Origin of the sequence: Paracholeplasma manati (assembly GCF_025742995.1) — a bacterium.
GTDB lineage: Bacteria > Bacillota_I > Bacilli_A > Acholeplasmatales > UBA5453 > Paracholeplasma > Paracholeplasma manati.
This window is the reverse complement of sequence record NZ_JAOVQM010000007.1, coordinates 1-17,774: the sequence shown is the minus strand read 5'-3', so window position 1 is coordinate 17,774 and position 17,774 is coordinate 1. Positions and strand designations below refer to the sequence as shown.

Below are 17,774 nucleotides of genomic sequence, written 5' to 3'. Positions count from 1 at the left end.
TGAAAAAAGAATACCATGTCTGCGTCATGGTATCTTTGTGATTTGATGACAAAAGTTTGCAGGCTATCTATCATCGGATTGATTTCATTTTACATGTATCAAACGCACAATTCAAATGATATCCCTTAATCTCCAAAAATTATGAATAGATTACTCAAATTGAATATCTGCTTCGTGATATTCATAGATTTTCAAGCCCACACCTGTATCTTCTATATAAGCATCTTCGGGATACTTTCTGAGTATCCAAGATACATAGAAATCACCTACGCACGATGAAACATGTATAGCGAGTAAAAAGTAACTTAAGGTGTTTAGTGGGTTGGGTAATAGGAAGGTTCCTATCAAGAATAGGGTATTCAATAACACTGCTGGGGCTAATCCGATGATTAGATAATATTTTTTTCGATAATAAATGCCTGGGGTGGATGCGCTAGCAGCCCATCCATGAAATTGGTATTTGACTCTCTTTCCACTGAATTTTTTGAAAAAGAAGCCGTGAATCAGTTCGTGAATTACAATCATGACAATCATCGCTGGAATCAATAACAAAATGACACCAGACACAATACGTTCATATGAAAATAAATCCAACCAGTTTAAAAACAAGAAGCCTGGTATAAATGGTAAAATCAATACCACTTGTAAGATATTTAAAAGCGCAAATACCTTCGTGTTTTTAAGCAAATGCAAATCATAAGTCAATTGATACCCTTCAGGGATATGGTCATAAGATTTCACAAAATCACCTCAAGGTTATTATACGATAGATTGGTTTATTTTAGTTCACTTTTTTCTAAAGCAATCGCTTGGTCAATGATTGGTTTCACTTTGGTGCCCAAGAGTTCGATGGTTTTCATGACTTTATCATGATCGAGTTGACCAACCGGTACATGGAGTGCAAACCGGTTAATACCTAAGGTTTTTCTTAAGTGTAATATCTTTTTCGCAACCCATGCTGGATCACCGACAAACAGCGCACCTTCTAAGGAACGTGCAGCGTCATAAGTACTTCTGGTATACGTAGACCACCCACGTTCTTTACCAATGATGTCCATCGCTTGTTTGATGGATGGAAAATACGTTTCTGTAGCTTCTGTCATATCCTCAGCGATGTATCCATGAGAATGCACCGATATATGCATTTGATTGACACCATATCCACGTTCTTTATAGGTTTTCTTGTACAGATCAACCAGTGGTGAAAACATCCTTGGATAGCCACCGATGATGGCTAAGAATAGCGGTAATCCATAATTCGCTGCACGCACTACAGACGCTGGTGTACCACCCACAGCGACTTGAATTGGCAGTGGGTAGTCGGTTCTCGGATACACCCCTAACCCATCGATGGGTGCACGTGTTTTTCCATCAAAATGAACAATTTCATGGTCCCGAATTTGTAAGAGTAAATCGAGTTTTTCCGAAAACAAGCGGTCGTATTGATTGAGATCATAGCCAAATAATGGAAATGATTCGATGAATGATCCACGCCCTGCCATGATTTCTGCACGACCCTTAGATAAGGCATTCAATGTCGCGAAATTTTGGTATACACGGACAGGATCTTCTGAGGATAGTACCGTAACTGCGGAACCCAACTTAATGTTTTTAGTCAATCTGGAAGCAGCCGCTAAGATGGTGTGTGGGGCTGAAGCAGCGAAATCTTTTCGGTGGTGTTCACCAATCCCGTAGTAATCGAGACCGACTTGGTCTGCTAAGACGATTTCATCGATCAGTTGGTTGATTCTTTCATCATAAGATATGGTTTTTCCGGTATGTAAATCTGGCATCACTTCAGCGAAGGTTGTGATACCAAGTTCAAATTTAGACATATGTTTATTCACCTCATTCTTATGATATCATTTCGATTTCGAAATATCATGGGATTTGCTCAAAAAAAATACCAGTCACTCGGACTGGTAATGATTGTGTGTTATTTCTTAGAGTAATCCTGTTTACGGATGGATCCATCCACTTTGTGTATGACCACACTGGTATTGGCTTTTTCAGCCAAATCAGTCGCGTAAGCAATCGCTTCTTTTTGGGTGTCAAAATACTTGATGGTCTTGGTTGAACCTTCTTTACGTACGCGCCATTTCTTGAAGTAAGGGCTTTGATCATCTTTGTTCATCGAAATGTGATATTTAGGGTTTTTAACCACACGTTTAAGGGCGGCTTCTTCATCATCATCTTCATCAACGGGTTCTGATGCTGGTGCAGCCGGTGCTTTAACGGGTTCTGATTTGGATTTAGCTACCTTCGGTTTAGGTTCAGACGCTGGTTTCGCTTTTGGTTTTACTGCCTCTGGTTTAGGTTCTTCAACAACCGTAGGTTTAACTTCAGGGGTTGGTTCTACAATCGGTTCTTCCACTTGTTTTACCGGTGTTTCAATGACCTCAGGCACACTTTCTGTGACAGGTGCTTCAACAACTACATTTTCTACAACTGCCGGTTGTTCTTCTACTTTTTCAGGCTCAACTGGCTCACTTTCCTTATTCACTGGTACTACTGGTTTATCTTGTTTTTCTGGTTTACGGGATAACAAAAATGTAACAACCACAAAAATAAGAACCAATCCAATGAGAATATAAATGCCGTTTTCAATGATAAAATCTTGCATATCTAGACCTCCTGTTTATATTAATTTTGTCACAAAATCGTCTATAAATCAAATAATTATGGTGTTTTTTTGAGTATGTGTCTCAAAAAAATAAATGGCACACTAAGTGTGCCAAATGCTATTCACAAAATATCAATGGTTCTAAATTAGCCCATGCGCGTAAAATCCGATTTTTCGAGTGTGGGACAAAATGGTCGTTACAAATGGTTTCGATAAAATCACATTTCGAAATCCAGCGATAATCGATCACTTCTTCATCTTGGATTTTAAATGTTTGGTTTGAGGTATCGATTTGATGGAAAAATCCTCTAAATATCCCATCATAAAAGATTTCTCTAAAAATCGGTATAAAATCTTTCGGATTGGCTTTTAATCCGGTTTCTTCTTCTAGTTCTCGAGCAGCGCCGGTTAAGACATCTTCGCCCTTTAAAACCGACCCGCCCGTAATCTCCCAATATTCACCAAAGATTTTACGTGGGTGACGTTTGGTCAATAAGATTTCACCTTTCTCATTCATCGTGATGATTTCTACCACAATGTGGTATTGACCCTCTGGATGAGACTCACCTCTGACCATATCGATATTGAGTTTGTTTTCATCGATGTCATACGCATCGAACAGCTCAAACTTGTGTACTTCATTTAGTGCCATCTTTTCAACCCCTTATAACCCAACTCATTATAACAAATCTAGCGTCATTAGCCTAGATGGTTTTCACAAGTTCTTGACAAACCGATACGAGTAAACTGCGTACGCTTTGACGGGACTTCCATTGTCTAGAATCCCAAACGTCCGATGTTAAGTCATCACCCGCGTAACAGATGGCACCGTATTTGACTTTTCGAAATTGTGCTATAGCAATTAAAGAGGCTTGTTCCATTTCAACCAAAATCGCGCCTTCTTCACGTCTTCTTTGGACACGATCTTTCGTTTCACGGTAAAAAGCATCGGTCGTCCATGTTTTCCCCACCACATGTGGTACATTCAAGCGGTTCAAACCTTGATCTAATATGTTCACGATGTTTGGGTCTACCACCATTTCTCGGGATGGCTTCGCATAATGATAACTCGTGCCTTCATCGCGAATGGCACTATCAATAACGATACAATGTCCTACAGGCATTTGTTTGAGGATGCCACCACCGCCACAAAAGAGGATGCGCTTTATACCCATCGCGATGGCTTCTTCCATCATCCCACCACAAAGCGGTCCGCCGATACCCCCATGAAATATCAAGGTGTCATCGTTGACAAACTTATAGAACGTATAGTCATTCTCACCTTTAAGATGCATATAGACGTCGATGGCTTTGTTTTCGAGCAATTCATTGACAACTTCTTTGAAGAAAGTAATGATCAAATTTTCTACTTTTGGTAAGTCTAGGACATTAAAATAGGGTTTGATGAACACATCATCGTGATCATCAAATTCTAAAATGGGGTAAGGCATGGGTTTTCCCTCCTAAGCATGGGCGAGTGCGTAAAGTGACGCCATAAATATCAAAACCACCACCACAAAGGCAGATAATGCATAGGTGGCATAGGTCAAATAAATCATGGAAAATGGGGCTTCTAAAATGAAATTAGAAAATAACGTTATGACAGAAGTCACAATCAAAATGTATATGATCATCCCAAAAAAGCTTTGTGCAAGTTTGACATACCATGGATCGGTATGGTCTAAGAAAGAATAAAAATGACCTAATGCGTATAAAACAATGAGTCCAATCATGAGGTTATTGACCCACGCATTGGTTTGTTGTGTGTACAACAAAATACCTAAAGCAGACAAGCCTACACCCAACACTGAACCCATCAACTGAAACCAAATAAAACGAGGTTGTTTTGGTTGTTTATAATGAGTTCTCTTTTGCATGAGTGAGTGATTAAGGGGTCTTCTAACCAAGGTTTCTAGTGGTAATAACTGACTTCTGTCGATCACAAACTCATAAGACTTTGTTCGATCAAATACGACTTGGATGACCCGTTGATAACGTTTGTTTTTCGGATGTGGCTTCACATAGAAGTGTTCGATATCCACGAGTGGAATTTCATAATAACTTTTGGGTTTGGTATGGCGAAAAGCCCCCATATTGATACTGATGTAATCGCGATGGGTTTTGAGTTTTTTTCGATATCGTTTCAAGATGCATAAGTTGATGGGCATATTGATGAGGATGGCAGCCCCAAATCCCAACCAGTCTTGATGAAGCCATCCTACGGTTAAAACAATGATATTGATAAAAACAAGCCACCAAAGATATGTGGTTTGAATGCGTGATTGATTATTAATAACTTTCATAGGAAATCCCCTTAACATGAGATATTATAACATCTAAAACAGAAAAAAAATCACCAAATATTGGTGATTTGATATGTACATTGGAGCGGGTGATCGGGATCGAACCGACGTCATCAGCTTGGAAGGCTGGGGTTCTACCATTGAACTACACCCGCAAAAATGGTCGGGAAGACAGGATTTGAACCTGCGACCTCCTGGTCCCAAGCCAGGCGCTCTACCAAGCTAAGCTACTTCCCGATAAAATATGGCGTACCCAGGAGGACTTGAACCCCCAACCTCTTGATCCGTAGTCAAGCGCTCTATCCAATTGAGCTATGAGTACAACTTTTTGGTGACCCGTACGGGATTCGAACCCGTGAATGCATGCGTGAAAGGCATGTGAGTTAACCGTTTCTCCAACGGGCCACATTTAAACAAGCGCATTTACTATTATACCAATAAAAATGCGTTTGTCAATATAATTTATACATATTAATTCAAATTAATATGCGATGTTTTGGAGGATCTTTTTGGCTGCTGCTTCGCCTTGAATATAGCGGATGATTTCATAGGCAAAATCGAGGGTTGCACCAGCACCTCTTGCTGTGATAACAAGGCCGTCCGTGACTGCTTTTAACTCTGGATGATAGACCCCTTCAAAAGCGTCATTTTGATTGCCTGGATAGATGGTATATTGCTTGTTTTTTAAGACACCCATTTCCCCTAAAAAGCGTGGACCTGCACAAATCGCACAAATGAGTTTTTGATCCTTCTCAAATGTTTTCACGGTCGACTTAATGAAGGTATCTTGGTCGATGATTTGAGCAACATATTTACCACCAGGGACAATCAAGAAATCATAATCTTCGAAGTCAATTTCATCCGAGTGATAATCTACCATCACTTGTAAACCATAACCTGTAGTAATCATTTTTGAAGGGTTAATGGTTACGGTATCCACTGCGATTTGAGCTCTTTTTAATAAAGCTCTGGTCGATAGTGCTTCGGTGTCTTCACAAAAATCGGATAAGATGAGTAAACCTTTCATAGGAACCTCCTAAAAGAGTATTTGTTCAATCAAAGATTTAAAACGGATGCTGCATTGTGCTTCAAAGACACTGTAGTCTTCTAACTGTGAAGGTTCGCCTACGATGTCTGAGATGATTTTAACCGAAATCATCGGCGTATTCAATAGATGTGCGACTTGGAAATAGGCTGCCCCTTCCATATCACATACACTGTTGGGTTCAATGACTTCTGTTAAAAAGGTATCCCCTGTATAGAGTTTTGTTTCAGTTAAATTCAATTTGGATTGGACTTGTTTGGTGATGTTATGATCTGGTAAATAATTTGTAGGTAATTGGGGTACTTGACCTTTATCATAACCAAAAATAGATAAATCAAAATCGTGATAGGTTGCCGATTGGATGAACACCATATCCCCAGGATTCAGTGGTTTAAAACCCCCGACCAATCCAACGTTGATAATATAATCGACTTTATAGGTCGATAATACGGAAGTGAGTCCAAACGCAGCGTTGACTTTACCAACACCTGTTGTCATAATCATCACTGAATGCCCGTTTATTTCGCCTGTAACCACGTTTTTACCGTTTAAGGTGAAGTTGTCAGGGTTGGTTACTAAATGGCTAATGGCGTCCGTTTCTGAGGCCATCGCACCAATGATTAAAATCATTAGTTTTCCTCCAATATTTTTTGAATTCTTGAGACGATGATGTCTACCGCTACCCCATGGTTATAATCATTTGGTATGATGACATCGGCGTGACGTTTGGTTGGTTTAACATACTTATGATGCATCGGCTTAACGGTGTTTAAATATTGTTTGATGACAGAGTCGACGGTTCTGCCACGTTCTTTGATGTCTCTTTGGAGACGTCTGATGAACCTCGTATCGTCATCGAGTTCAACGAATAATTTGATGTCTGATAGTTGACGGATGCGTTCATCGGTTAATATCAAAATGCCTTCTAGGATGATGACTTTTTTAGGTTCAACGATTTCAGTTTGAAGACTGCGGTCATAAGTTTCAAAATCATAGATGGGTTTAGAGATGGATTCCCCCCTGAGTAACGCTTCAATGTGTGAAACCAATAGATCGTTGTCTAACGAACTTGGATGGTCATAGTTGACACGGTAACGTTCTTCGAGACTCATGTCATGTTGTGCCTTGTAATAGTCATCGTGTTTGATGATGGCGACACTCTTTAAATCGAGTTTCGCTAAGATTTCATTGACGACTGTGGTTTTGCCGGAAGCGGATCCGCCCGCTACTGCCATGATGACTGGTTTCATGATTGTGTGGTCTCCTTGACTAATGATTTGTGCATCCATACTTTTTTTAACCAGCGGATGAGCATCGTCATACCGCGGAAGAATTCATCACAAGTGATGCCTAAATAAATCCCTAATAATCCCAATTGTAAGGTGTTGGATAAAAGAAAGGAAGCTGAAATTCCGATACCCAACATCGATATAATCGCCATCACGAGTGGGAATGTGGTATCCCCAGCTGCACGTAGTGCTTGGATGATGACTAAGTTCAAACTGCGGCCAATTTCCAATAATATGACAAACAAGAAAATTTGATGCATGGTTTTAATCACCACAGGATCATCGGTGAGTGCTTTCGCAATCACTGGTAAAAATAAGTTGACGGTAATGGTGGCGATGGTGACGACCCCTATGGTCATGATTGTGGTTTTTAAGGTGTTCTTATAAGCCCCTTCATAATCTTCTTCACCGATGTAATAACCCGTAATAATGGCGTTACCAGCGGCGAATGAGGCTGAAAATAAGAAGATATAGGATAATACTGTATTGACATAAGTTCTGGTTGTGATCATCTCTGTACCCAGTTTATTGACAAACGATAAAATCACAAACTGCATGAGGTTATAGGTCATGTTCTCTAAAGCGGAGGGTACCCCCACTTTTAAGATCTTTTGCATGCTACTTCTATCATATCGTATTTTGGTAATAGATAATCCAATCATTTTCTTTAAAAGCACAAAAGTGACCAACATGGTTAGGAAACGCATGAGCATGGTAGACACGGCTGCACCAGCAACACCCATCTCAGGTGCGCCTAGATAACCATAGATAAAGATGAAATTAAAAACGATGTTAAAGACGTTCGCGATGATGACGGTGATCATCACTTGATGCGTATGACCATAACTTCTCAGTGCTGATGATATCGCGTTTGATATCGCAACAAAGCATAATGAAATGGCTGTATAAAATAAGTAATCATAAGATAATTGTTGGATTTCAATCGGTGTTTCAATCAATCTAAACAATAAGTTACCAAAAACAAGCAGTGTGGTCGCGATGATTAACCCAATGAATACTTGCATCAAAATCCCTGTTAAAATGGCTTTTTTAGCCCCTGATTCGTTTTTCGCACCTAAATATTGAGAAACGACCACCGAAATCCCAGCGGAGACGATGTTGATCAATACACCAAATAAATTGATGACTGTAGAGGCATTCCCAACTGCAGCGACACTGCCAGCTGCGAAAGCATTGGCCTTCTCATATCCTGAGATCATGAAGGTATCCACAGACCCCATGAGAATGAAGAACAGGAGTTCTATAAAGATAGGGAATGTGAGGATTAAGATGTTTTTTTGGAGTTTTTGTGTCATAGGTAACCTCTAATTAATCCATTAGGTATTATAACATAACCCATGGTAAATGCGCCCCTGTATCCGTAAAAAATGAGAACGGTTAAGTTCTCATTTTAGGATGTCTTGGTAAACTTTGTTTTCATTAAAAAACTTGACTGCATATGGACAGGTTGCGACTGCTTTATACCCTTGTTGTTTGATGGTTTCATATGCTAGGATGAGGAGTTTTTGTGCTATGCCTTGTCCTCTTAGTGATGGATCCACAAAGGTATGATTGATATCGACTGTTGTGTCATCAATATTCGGAAAAGTCACTTCGGCGACGATTTTTTCATCGCTACAAACGTAGATCATATTGCGTTCCGTAATAAAATCCATGGTGACCTCCTTAGCGGCTACAAACTTCGTTGTATAACAATTCTGGATTGTCCAAATCGATGCCTTCAACCAAAACATCGTGTTTATCCTTGTTTCGTTTAAACCAAGTCACAGCGTAACTACAGGTTGGTATGGCTTTAAAGCTTTGAGCTTTAATCGATTCATAAGCCATCACCAAGAGTTCATTCGCAACCCCTTGACCGCGTAACGATGGGTCAACAAACGTACGGTTGATTTCAACGATATTGCCAGATGTTATTGGAAATTTGACTTCGGCCAATAATTGACCTGCTTCGTTTAATGCGTAAATGTGATGATTTTGTTTGATATAGTTCATGAGATTCGCCTCCCTAGTGGTATTCTATCATAAATCCTTGGATTCTTGATGATTAGATGCTTCTAGTTCTTCGGGCGTCGGGTCTGCAAAATCCGTTTTATCTTCGACCAAAGCGATGAGTTTATCGTCCGATTTAGACTTAGAATCGCCTAAATACATTTGATAAATTTTACGAAAGGATTGGGTTTTTTGGTCTCTCAAAATAACCCTTTGAATGAATAAAGTCGTAAAGATCGTGAGTGCCCAAAACGGGGTTAACGGGGCCATCCAGAAGACCATGACTGACGTACCAATGGAGATAAACCAAGGATTTTTAACGATGGATCCATAGACAATAAATGCGATGGCCCATCCATAATAAATAAGCAATGCTAAAAAGAGGGCTAATAACCCTTTGGGTGTTCTCAAGCCTAAAATCAATCGAATGATGGCTTTGAAGAAGGTGATGGTAATGTGGATGAACTTTTGAATATATTTCATATGATCGCCTCTGATTCCATTATATACTACAAGACAATATCCACCAAATTATGTACGAATGAAAGTGCTAACCAAAAGAAAAGGTGTGAATATTCACACCTTTTCTAGAGAGGAAGTATGTTTCTAATGACGATTAAACGTTATTAATGACTGTGATGACGCGTTCAACCACCGTTTGGTTACCTTGACGGTCGGTAAGTGTATAAGTCAGTGTATAGGTACCTACGGTTTCAACATCCACAGTACCATTCACGACGATGCTAGCTGGAACTAAGGTCTTATCTTGGTTATCAAACACAGTTACGCCCGCGATTGGATCGAAAGCAGTGCCTTTGACAACTTCTTTAGCAGTCGCACCAAATATGAATGGTTTAACGGTATCTTGACGATAACCGACCAATTCGACGTTGATATCATCTAGGTAGAAAGTAGTTGCTACTGAAGTTTCATCGACATAACCCATGAAGAAGCCAAGCTTACCATTGGAGAATCCACCACCACTTGGGGTCATGAATACTTCATAGGTTGCCCATTCAGTCGTAACATCAATGATTTGGAAGAAACGAACATCAGTACCAGCCTCTAGTGACAATCTAAAGCTTCTTGCGATATCAACTTTAGCCTTGAAGGTTAGACGATAGGTTGCACCCGTTTCAATCACACGGTTTTGCATGTAGAATTGAACGCCATGAGGTACAGTACCTGGGTTGACGACGTTGATGGTTGCAATGCCATTTTGAATCGCAATCGTGAATGTACCTGCACCATGCCAACCCCAACCTGTGGTTGCTGGTTGTGCCATTGGTGTCAATTGATCAATCGCGAAATCATTATTGACTAAAACAAAGGTATTGGATAACATTTCAGCGCTTTCGATGACTTCTACTTTACGTGTGTAAGTGGATTCATTGTTAGCAGCGTCTTTAATACTATAAGTTAAGGTATATTCACCAGCAACGGCTGTATTCACTGAACCAGTAACCACGATGTTATCATTGGTTAAAGTCTTGTCATAGTTGTCGCGGATGGTTACGCCTTGTAGTGGGTTAAATGCAGAGTCTTTTAAGACATAATAATCATCTAATCCAAAGAGTTGTGGTGCAGTGGTATCTACTAAGTTACGTACAGTTTCAACTTCGATGTTGTCTAAGTAAACCGTGGTTGGTACTGAAGTAGAACCGATGTCACCCATAAAGAACGCGAACTTACCATTGGTGAAACCAGTGAGTACGAATTCGATTTGAATTTCGAATGTTTGCCATTCAGAAGTTAAGAACACAATTTCATCATAACGACGGGTTGTGCCTTGTTCTAAGGCTACCATGATTGGTCTTGGAATATCTGATTTCGCATCAAATGTAATCTTGTAGATTTGACCTTGTTCGATGACTCTATTTTGTTGATAGAATTGTACACCATGGACAACTGTACCTGGGTTTGTAATGTTGATGACTGCCATACCGCCTTCAATCTTAGCAGTAAATGCACCAGCACCATGCCAGCCCCAACCAGTTTCTGCTGGTTGTGGTAGTGGTGTGAGTTGTTCTGTTTCGAAGTCACCATTAACAACCAACCAAGTCGACGGCACCAATCCAGCCAAGACGGTGATGGTTCTATCTACGGTAACTGTATTGTCAGACGCGTCAGTTAAACTATAAGTCAAGACATAATCACCAGGGGTGGTGATGTCTAATGTACCTGTAATAACAATGTCCGCAGGAGTCAAATTAAAGTCTCTGTTATCAGACACTGTAATGCCTTCAAGTGGATCAAATGCTTGGTTAACTTCAATAATTTTTGAGGTAGCGCCATTGATGATTGGTAATACATCATCGACACCTGGATCTACTTCTGTGACAACAAAATTATCTAGGTATACTTTGGTTAAAGCACCGGCATCTAAACCACGACCAGCCATAGTACCAGCCCCAATGACCAATTTTCCGTTCGTAATGGTTGGACTAGTAACAAAGAATTCGAATGTATACTTAGTCATTGCAGTGGTTAAGCTGACCGTTTCATCGATATAACCTTGATAAGCAGCGTTTTCAATTTTGACAACGATACCTCTGGCTTGGTCAGCACGACCTTCGAATTCGATACGATACATCTTACCTTGGGTAATGGTTAATCCGCCCTGATTAAATTGAGTGGAATACCATTGATTACCATTGGCAGTGATGTCAATAACCGCTTCGCCATTCACGATCGAAACCGTAGACGCTCCACCTTCACCTGCCCAGTGGGTCCAAGTGCCTGCGAGTTGTTGACCAAAATCACCATTCAATATTCTCAAATCAGATAAGAATACTTCTGTGATGGTTACACTACGTTCTAGTTCTGTCTTGTTACCAGCAGCGTCAGTCACCGTATATGTAAGCACATAAGTACCTGTTTGATCGAGATCCACTGTACCAGTAACCACAATCGAAGACGTTAGATTGCCATCCACGTTATCGGTTGCTGAAACGCCAGCACGTGGGTCAAAAGTTTCCCCTTTTTGAATGGATACATTTCCAACACCAATGAGTATCGGTGCGATGGTATCCTTTTCTTCTTCCACGGGTGGTGTGGTATTACATGCAGCTAGGACAAAGCCAAACAGCATGATGAATAAAACAACAAACCATTTTTTCATATTGTTCTCCTTTTTTATTTTTTAGTTACCTTTTTAAGGGTAAGCCAAATGCCTACGGCTAATGCAGATACGCCAGAGAATCCGACGTATATCCAAGGGTTACTCCATAAAGTAGCGCTTGGTTCAACCAATGTGATGGTCATTAAATCACTATAGATTTCAATGACATTGCCATTGGGTAATGTACTGATGGCTTTGGTATAAAATACCACTTCGCCCAAGTCTTCAGCACTGATCAATTTGCCTGAACCATCAAAGGTGGCTTTCGCATCATTTCTAACAATGACTAGTTCAGTACGATATGGATACACTGATCCACCTTTTGTTTTCAATTCACCACTTAAAATGAATGGTTCACCTTTGACCACTTTGAATTCAGTAGTTTCGTAATTCAGATACATGTACATATCTTTAAAGTAGTCGGATACGTTGGTTGTAATCCCACCAACACCAGCGTTGTAATAATAGCTTAAGCTGGTGCCATCATCGATGGTCCATGGCCATACTGTAATCCCACGGTGGGTCAATGCTTTGGTGAATTCAGGGGTCAATTGACCATAAGATGGGTTTAAGGTCGATTTCATCGGAACGATGGAAGTTAGTACGCTCAACATCGAGTTTTCAATACTATTCGAGTTCAACAATGCACCTGTTAAATATCCATTAACCATCGTTGGCATAACTGTTTTCATGTTGACGATATTTTGTGCGCCAAACATGATCAATACCACTTGGTTTTCCATGTCTTTCTCTAAAACCATATCTCTAACTTTTTCTAGTAAAAGTTGATTTGTTGGTTTTATTTCTATAAATAATACGACATCTTTGTCTTTAAAAGTATCAAGGTAAGTATCAAATGAAGGAATATAGAATGTATTACCTGTATTCGAAACATCGAGTAATGTCACATTCTCTAATGCACCTAAAAGTTGTGCAGAGACTGTAAAGTTTTGTGAGGCGGTTCTACCTGTGGTTGCATCATGCATGACAACCACTTGTTCATCAAAAGTAAGATGGACGTCGGTTTCTAAAATCTTCGCCCCATTTTCAATCGCTTGTAATGCCACTTCAATGGAGTTTTCAGGACCAGCGGATTCTGTATAACCGTTATGTAACCCACGGTGAGCAATGATGAACACTTCTCTTAAATGGGTTGTTGTTGTGAAAGTTTCATACAAATCTAATAATGCCATTGGGTTATTTGTGATGATACCATTCGCTCCTGACAATAGCACATTCAAACGACTTTCATCATTGTTTTCAACCATTGACCAGACAGTAACTAGACGTTGTTGTAGATAATTCACATGGACTTTTTCTAAGAAGTCTGGATTTAGAATCACGGCGACACTTTGTGCGCTGTTGGTATCTTTTCGAATTTGATCTAAGTCTGCCTTAGTTGAAAAAGCTCTTTGGGATAAATCTAAGACCCCACGAATCATTTCATACTCACCACGAGCCGCGAGAATCACGTCTTTTTCAGTGGAGATGAAGAAAACATCCAAAATGCCCCATAGTTTGATTCTTTCCGCTATTTTCACCGCTAAGGTTGCGTCTTCTACTTTAAATGCTGGAATGTATTTGCCATCAAGTTCGATTAAAACATTGTATAAAGAGTCAATCTTAACATTGTCTGCGTTCATTACATCTAAATCGTTATTCACGTTTAATAGAAGCGTTGCTGGACGTCTTGTTGCGTAACCTTCTAATTGCGCCATCGATTCAAATGGTGTGAGAATGGTTGCTGGATTGACAATTTTTGTATTGGGTTCATAAATGGTTGGAATTCGCGTAAATTCAAACGTCTCAGTTCTAATGTAGCTTTCTGGTAAGGTAATCTTGAAGTTGTCGAATAGTGCGTTGGCCCCACTCGCTTGAACCCCGATCAAACCACGTTTGTATTCAAGTGCTTGTTCATGGGTGATGAGCAGTTCATCATTGATGTATTCTTTGATGGTTGCGTCAAGCACATCGATTTTTAAATTATACATTTTCACAGGTGATATTTGTTCAGAATAAGCAGTCGTATTGGTCACATTCCACGCCCCATTGGTTCTCTTCGCAAACTCAACCCCATTGGCAGCTGTCGCATCTTTACGAATGGCCATTTGATAGTAGTTTTCTGTACTATATCTAAACATGACGCTCGCCCAACGCGAATCATTATCGACTTCAACGATGGTCATATCGACTTCAATGATATAATTCATAAAACTTCTCAAATAATTCGGTAAGGTCACCATCGAGCTACCACCACGACCAGCAACCAGTAACTGTTCATTCTGAATTCCTGAACTACCTGCAACTGTGCTGTATCCGTTCGGTAATTTACCATTTGGAACCCCATCAAAACCCGTTTCAAATAATACATATTCGGTTTCATTGGTTTCTTTCGCTACGACGTATACATAAATATTCGCGCTTTGGTATTGAAGTAAAAATGGGTGTTGACCCTTTTGATTCACTGTAATGACTGTTCCATTGAGGGTAATGCCTGCAGAGAATCCAGTCAAAACCACCTGATCAAACTCAACAAATGTGGTTGCGTTGTGTTGAAAGACATAATCTGCTAAATCAATGGTGTCACCAACATTCGCTAAAATAGCGTTTTGAGAAGCACTAATGATTGGTCGATCATCTGCTGCTTTAACTTCTTTTTGCAAGCCTAAGACTAAGCCAGCAAAGGCCAAAATGATGAAGATTTTTTTCATGTTTTTCCTCCATTTATATAAAGGGAAAACGATTTCCCTTTTTTGCTAAAAAAAGACGCATTCTACTTATTTTACTATAAGGAAAACGATTTCCTTTTTTAACTAAAATATAAGTAACTGATATGAAATCGGTTACCTATTAGAATACGCTTACATTATATAGGGTATTTGGATGGTTGTCAACACCCATGCTACATTTTTATTTTTGTAGATGCTCTTTCGATCAAGATCACAGGAATTTTGATGAGTTCTGTTCTTTTTGGTTCTTTGTCTTGAATCATTTGAATGAGTTTGAGTGCAGCCATCTCACCAATCGCTTTTTTATCTTGTCGAATGGTGGTTAACGCAGGGGAATAGATTCTCGCAAAATTAATGTCATCAAATCCAATAACGGAAATATCTTCTGGTACTTTATATCCCTTGGATTCAAACCCTCGAATCGCGCCGAATGCTAAATCATCTGAACCAACGATGACATAGTCGGGTACTCGTGTTGCTTGTTCTAACAAACGTACAGCTGCGTCAAATCCAGATTGAAATCCAAATCCTTTGGCTTCTATGACGAAATAAGGTTCCACGGGTTTGTTCATTACTTTATGGAAATGATCCATACGGAACTGGAATGCGATGGATGTCGATGGTCCGGCAATCATATCGATATACGCGCGATTGAGTTTTTTTGCGAAATCAATGGAAAGCTCAATACCTAGTTCGTTATCAGAAATGATGGTCGTTAGGTTGGGCATAATAAAGTCTGTAGACACACAAGGGATATCGCTCGCAACCAATTCTTTGATATAAGGGTTGTTTAAGTTACCGGATACCAGTAATACACCATCTACTTTTTTGGTTAGGCACCATTCTAAGTAACTCATCTCACGCTCGCCAACTTTACTGACGACGAAAATGATTTCATAAGCTTCTTTTTCAACATAATTTTTGAAGGACTGTAAAATACTCGAAAAGAAAGGGTGTTCTAACCCAACCAATGAGATATCGGAGAATAAAATACCCAAAGTATAACTTCTTTTACTTTTTAAAATGCGTGCTGAAGCATCTTGAAAATAGCCTACTTCTTTGACGTAGGCCATGACACGATCACGTGTTTTTTGACTGACCTTACCGTTATTATTCAAGACTTTTGAAACGGTCGAAGGTGCTAGATTCAATTCTTTCGCAACCGTGACGATATTTTTTCTCATAGACTCACTCCTAAATACAATTATAAACTAAAACAGCGCATAAAAAAATAAAAAGCGATTAATAGTACTTTCAATCGCTCTGTTGCTAGTAATTAATGATTTTGTTTCGACCCGTATTTTTCGCTTCGTATAAGCGTTCATCCGCTTTGTCGATGGCACTTTTCGGTGTTTCATTTTGGATTGTATAAATCCCTGCTGAAATGGTGATGTAGATGATTCTATCCTCAAAAACAAACGGGTGATTTTCAACTTTTTTTCTTAATTCTTCAGTGGATTGTAAGGTTTCTGTTATACTTCTTGGATCATAAATTAGAAACTCTTCTCCACCATATCTCGCAATCACTTCGGTTTCAACAAATGTTTGTTTCATGAGCTTCGCGATTTCTTTCAACACTTTATCGCCCATTAAGTGCCCATATTGATCATTCACACGTTTGAAGAAATCTATGTCAATCATCACGATTTGTGCTGGGATACCTAATGCCTGATGGGTAGCAAAATCCACTGGTAAACGTTCTTCAATGAAACGTCTATTGTAAATATTCGTCAAAACATCTGTGACCAGTAACTCATTGGTTTTGATGATGAGGTTTTGCATCTCCTTTAGCTGTTCTTGTATTAAGTCCTGAGAGTCGGCGATATCTTTAAACAATTCGAAAACAACTCTTCGTCCGTTAATATCGACTGGAACAGCCGTTACCATGTGCAATTTATCTTTAACAAATTGGGTTTTAATGCTGGTACGATCGGTATTAAGTGCTCTGATGGATACACAGTTCTTACAAATGTGGCCTTCTTCATACACATCATAACAAAAACCTGGTTCCATATGCCAAGCGTTATTTTCGAAGGAAAGGACTTTCTTTTGAATGGGATCAACCATTCGAATCAGATCATACATTTCATCGTATGAGGTAATTTCTTCAATGATTTTTTTGAGTGTTGGGTCTATGTATTGCATATAGGCACATCCTTTTTTTATAACATATTTATTTCAATTGTATTACTGAATTCATACAATTTAAAATGGTCAAAATAAAACGACCATTAAAGGTCGTCAAATGGGCAAATGGCGCCCAAACTAGGACTCGAACCTAGGACCCCCTGATTAACAGTCAGGTGCTCTAACCAACTGAGCTATTTAGGCAAATTCTATTCTCGCATGTTTATTATAACATAATAAAAGTATTTGAAAAGAGGGGACAAGAAAAAAATAAAAAAAAACAGCCTAAAAGCTGTTTAACTGTTAAATAGTGGCGCCCAAACTAGGACTCGAACCTAGGACCCCCTGATTAACAGTCAGGTGCTCTAACCAACTGAGCTATTTAGGCGGTTATTAAGATTTGCCTGGCAACGTCCTATCTTCGCACATTGTACTATTTTCGGCGCTGAAGTGCTTAACTTCTGTGTTCGGGATGGGAACAGGTGTGTCCACTTCGCCATCGTCACCAGACATCTCTCAAAACTAGA

At 39.6% G+C, this 17,774-nt stretch carries 17 protein-coding genes, 6 tRNA genes and 1 rRNA gene; all 24 read right to left on the bottom strand.

Annotation, left to right across the window (positions count from 1 at the left end):
• Positions 1–150 precede the first annotated feature (150 nt).
• The gene (locus N7548_RS08930) at positions 151–741 is read right to left on the bottom strand and encodes a DUF3267 domain-containing protein (protein WP_263608794.1); all 591 of its coding nucleotides are present in this window, start codon (positions 739–741) and stop codon (positions 151–153) included.
• A gap of 35 nt (positions 742–776) precedes the next feature.
• Positions 777–1,835 (bottom strand): LLM class flavin-dependent oxidoreductase, encoded by a 1,059-nt coding sequence (locus N7548_RS07205; protein WP_263608793.1) that lies wholly within the window; start codon positions 1,833–1,835, stop codon positions 777–779.
• A gap of 101 nt (positions 1,836–1,936) precedes the next feature.
• Positions 1,937–2,623, bottom strand: coding sequence for a DUF2188 domain-containing protein (locus tag N7548_RS07200; RefSeq protein WP_263608792.1), 687 nt, complete (start codon positions 2,621–2,623; stop codon positions 1,937–1,939).
• A gap of 118 nt (positions 2,624–2,741) precedes the next feature.
• Positions 2,742–3,275, bottom strand: coding sequence for an NUDIX hydrolase (locus N7548_RS07195; protein WP_263608791.1), 534 nt, complete (start codon positions 3,273–3,275; stop codon positions 2,742–2,744).
• Between the two features lie 52 nt (positions 3,276–3,327).
• Positions 3,328–4,074, bottom strand: a complete 747-nt coding sequence (locus N7548_RS07190) for a nucleoside phosphorylase (RefSeq protein WP_263608790.1) — start codon at positions 4,072–4,074, stop codon at positions 3,328–3,330.
• 12 nt (positions 4,075–4,086) lie between these two features.
• Positions 4,087–4,926 (bottom strand): hypothetical protein, encoded by an 840-nt coding sequence (locus N7548_RS07185; RefSeq protein WP_263608789.1) that lies wholly within the window; start codon positions 4,924–4,926, stop codon positions 4,087–4,089.
• Between the two features lie 81 nt (positions 4,927–5,007).
• Positions 5,008–5,081 (bottom strand) — tRNA-Gly (locus N7548_RS07180).
• 5 nt (positions 5,082–5,086) lie between these two features.
• A tRNA-Pro gene (locus tag N7548_RS07175) sits at positions 5,087–5,163 on the bottom strand.
• An 8-nt stretch (positions 5,164–5,171) separates the two neighbouring features.
• Positions 5,172–5,248 (bottom strand) — tRNA-Arg (locus tag N7548_RS07170).
• 7 nt (positions 5,249–5,255) lie between these two features.
• A tRNA-Glu gene (locus tag N7548_RS07165) sits at positions 5,256–5,331 on the bottom strand.
• 76 nt (positions 5,332–5,407) lie between these two features.
• Complete coding sequence (locus N7548_RS07160) at positions 5,408–5,953, bottom strand: DJ-1/PfpI family protein (protein ID WP_263608788.1); 546 nt, start codon at positions 5,951–5,953, stop codon at positions 5,408–5,410.
• A gap of 9 nt (positions 5,954–5,962) precedes the next feature.
• Complete coding sequence (mtnN, locus tag N7548_RS07155; protein ID WP_263608787.1) at positions 5,963–6,601, bottom strand: 5'-methylthioadenosine/S-adenosylhomocysteine nucleosidase; 639 nt, start codon at positions 6,599–6,601, stop codon at positions 5,963–5,965.
• The gene (gene udk / locus N7548_RS07150; RefSeq protein ID WP_263608786.1) at positions 6,601–7,221 is read right to left on the bottom strand and encodes a uridine kinase; all 621 of its coding nucleotides are present in this window, start codon (positions 7,219–7,221) and stop codon (positions 6,601–6,603) included. The genes mtnN and udk overlap by 1 nt, the downstream gene beginning before the upstream one ends.
• On the bottom strand, positions 7,218–8,576 hold the full coding sequence (locus N7548_RS07145; protein ID WP_263608785.1) for an MATE family efflux transporter: 1,359 nt from the start codon (positions 8,574–8,576) through the stop codon (positions 7,218–7,220). The genes udk and N7548_RS07145 overlap by 4 nt, the downstream gene beginning before the upstream one ends.
• A gap of 90 nt (positions 8,577–8,666) precedes the next feature.
• A complete protein-coding gene (locus tag N7548_RS07140) occupies positions 8,667–8,936 on the bottom strand; it encodes a GNAT family N-acetyltransferase (RefSeq protein ID WP_263608784.1) in 270 nt (89 codons plus the stop codon).
• Between the two features lie 10 nt (positions 8,937–8,946).
• Positions 8,947–9,273, bottom strand: coding sequence for a GNAT family N-acetyltransferase (locus N7548_RS07135; RefSeq protein WP_263608783.1), 327 nt, complete (start codon positions 9,271–9,273; stop codon positions 8,947–8,949).
• Positions 9,274–9,300: 27 nt separating this feature from the next.
• The gene (locus N7548_RS07130) at positions 9,301–9,753 is read right to left on the bottom strand and encodes a hypothetical protein (RefSeq protein ID WP_263608782.1); all 453 of its coding nucleotides are present in this window, start codon (positions 9,751–9,753) and stop codon (positions 9,301–9,303) included.
• A 133-nt stretch (positions 9,754–9,886) separates the two neighbouring features.
• Positions 9,887–12,391, bottom strand: a complete 2,505-nt coding sequence (locus N7548_RS07125) for an immunoglobulin-like domain-containing protein (RefSeq protein WP_263608781.1) — start codon at positions 12,389–12,391, stop codon at positions 9,887–9,889.
• 14 nt (positions 12,392–12,405) lie between these two features.
• Positions 12,406–15,102, bottom strand: a complete 2,697-nt coding sequence (locus N7548_RS07120) for a glycerophosphodiester phosphodiesterase family protein (RefSeq protein ID WP_263608780.1) — start codon at positions 15,100–15,102, stop codon at positions 12,406–12,408.
• Between the two features lie 191 nt (positions 15,103–15,293).
• Entirely contained in the window at positions 15,294–16,304 is a 1,011-nt protein-coding gene (locus N7548_RS07115) for a LacI family DNA-binding transcriptional regulator (RefSeq protein WP_263608779.1), read from the bottom strand.
• A gap of 85 nt (positions 16,305–16,389) precedes the next feature.
• A complete protein-coding gene (locus tag N7548_RS07110; RefSeq protein WP_263608778.1) occupies positions 16,390–17,265 on the bottom strand; it encodes a GGDEF domain-containing protein in 876 nt (291 codons plus the stop codon).
• 109 nt (positions 17,266–17,374) lie between these two features.
• Positions 17,375–17,451, bottom strand: a tRNA-Asn gene (locus tag N7548_RS07105).
• 107 nt (positions 17,452–17,558) lie between these two features.
• A tRNA-Asn gene (locus N7548_RS07100) sits at positions 17,559–17,635 on the bottom strand.
• 14 nt (positions 17,636–17,649) lie between these two features.
• A 5S ribosomal RNA gene (gene rrf / locus N7548_RS07095) occupies positions 17,650–17,757 on the bottom strand.
• Between the last annotated feature and the right edge of the window lie 17 nt (positions 17,758–17,774).

Bases quoted from the DNA above. Each gene is read 5' to 3' on its own strand.
- N7548_RS07205 (WP_263608793.1), bottom strand. From the start codon at position 1,835: ATGTCTAAATTTGAACTTGGTATCACAACCTTCGCTGAAGTGATGCCA.
- N7548_RS07200 (WP_263608792.1), bottom strand. From the start codon at position 2,623: ATGCAAGATTTTATCATTGAAAACGGCATTTATATTCTCATTGGATTG.
- N7548_RS07195 (WP_263608791.1), bottom strand. From the start codon at position 3,275: ATGGCACTAAATGAAGTACACAAGTTTGAGCTGTTCGATGCGTATGAC.
- N7548_RS07190 (WP_263608790.1), bottom strand. From the start codon at position 4,074: ATGCCTTACCCCATTTTAGAATTTGATGATCACGATGATGTGTTCATC.
- N7548_RS07185 (WP_263608789.1), bottom strand. From the start codon at position 4,926: ATGAAAGTTATTAATAATCAATCACGCATTCAAACCACATATCTTTGG.
- N7548_RS07160 (WP_263608788.1), bottom strand. From the start codon at position 5,953: ATGAAAGGTTTACTCATCTTATCCGATTTTTGTGAAGACACCGAAGCA.
- mtnN (WP_263608787.1), bottom strand. From the start codon at position 6,601: ATGATTTTAATCATTGGTGCGATGGCCTCAGAAACGGACGCCATTAGC.
- udk (WP_263608786.1), bottom strand. From the start codon at position 7,221: ATGAAACCAGTCATCATGGCAGTAGCGGGCGGATCCGCTTCCGGCAAA.
- N7548_RS07145 (WP_263608785.1), bottom strand. From the start codon at position 8,576: ATGACACAAAAACTCCAAAAAAACATCTTAATCCTCACATTCCCTATC.
- N7548_RS07140 (WP_263608784.1), bottom strand. From the start codon at position 8,936: ATGGATTTTATTACGGAACGCAATATGATCTACGTTTGTAGCGATGAA.
- N7548_RS07135 (WP_263608783.1), bottom strand. From the start codon at position 9,273: ATGAACTATATCAAACAAAATCATCACATTTACGCATTAAACGAAGCA.
- N7548_RS07130 (WP_263608782.1), bottom strand. From the start codon at position 9,753: ATGAAATATATTCAAAAGTTCATCCACATTACCATCACCTTCTTCAAA.
- N7548_RS07125 (WP_263608781.1), bottom strand. From the start codon at position 12,391: ATGAAAAAATGGTTTGTTGTTTTATTCATCATGCTGTTTGGCTTTGTC.
- N7548_RS07120 (WP_263608780.1), bottom strand. From the start codon at position 15,102: ATGAAAAAAATCTTCATCATTTTGGCCTTTGCTGGCTTAGTCTTAGGC.
- N7548_RS07115 (WP_263608779.1), bottom strand. From the start codon at position 16,304: ATGAGAAAAAATATCGTCACGGTTGCGAAAGAATTGAATCTAGCACCT.
- N7548_RS07110 (WP_263608778.1), bottom strand. From the start codon at position 17,265: ATGCAATACATAGACCCAACACTCAAAAAAATCATTGAAGAAATTACC.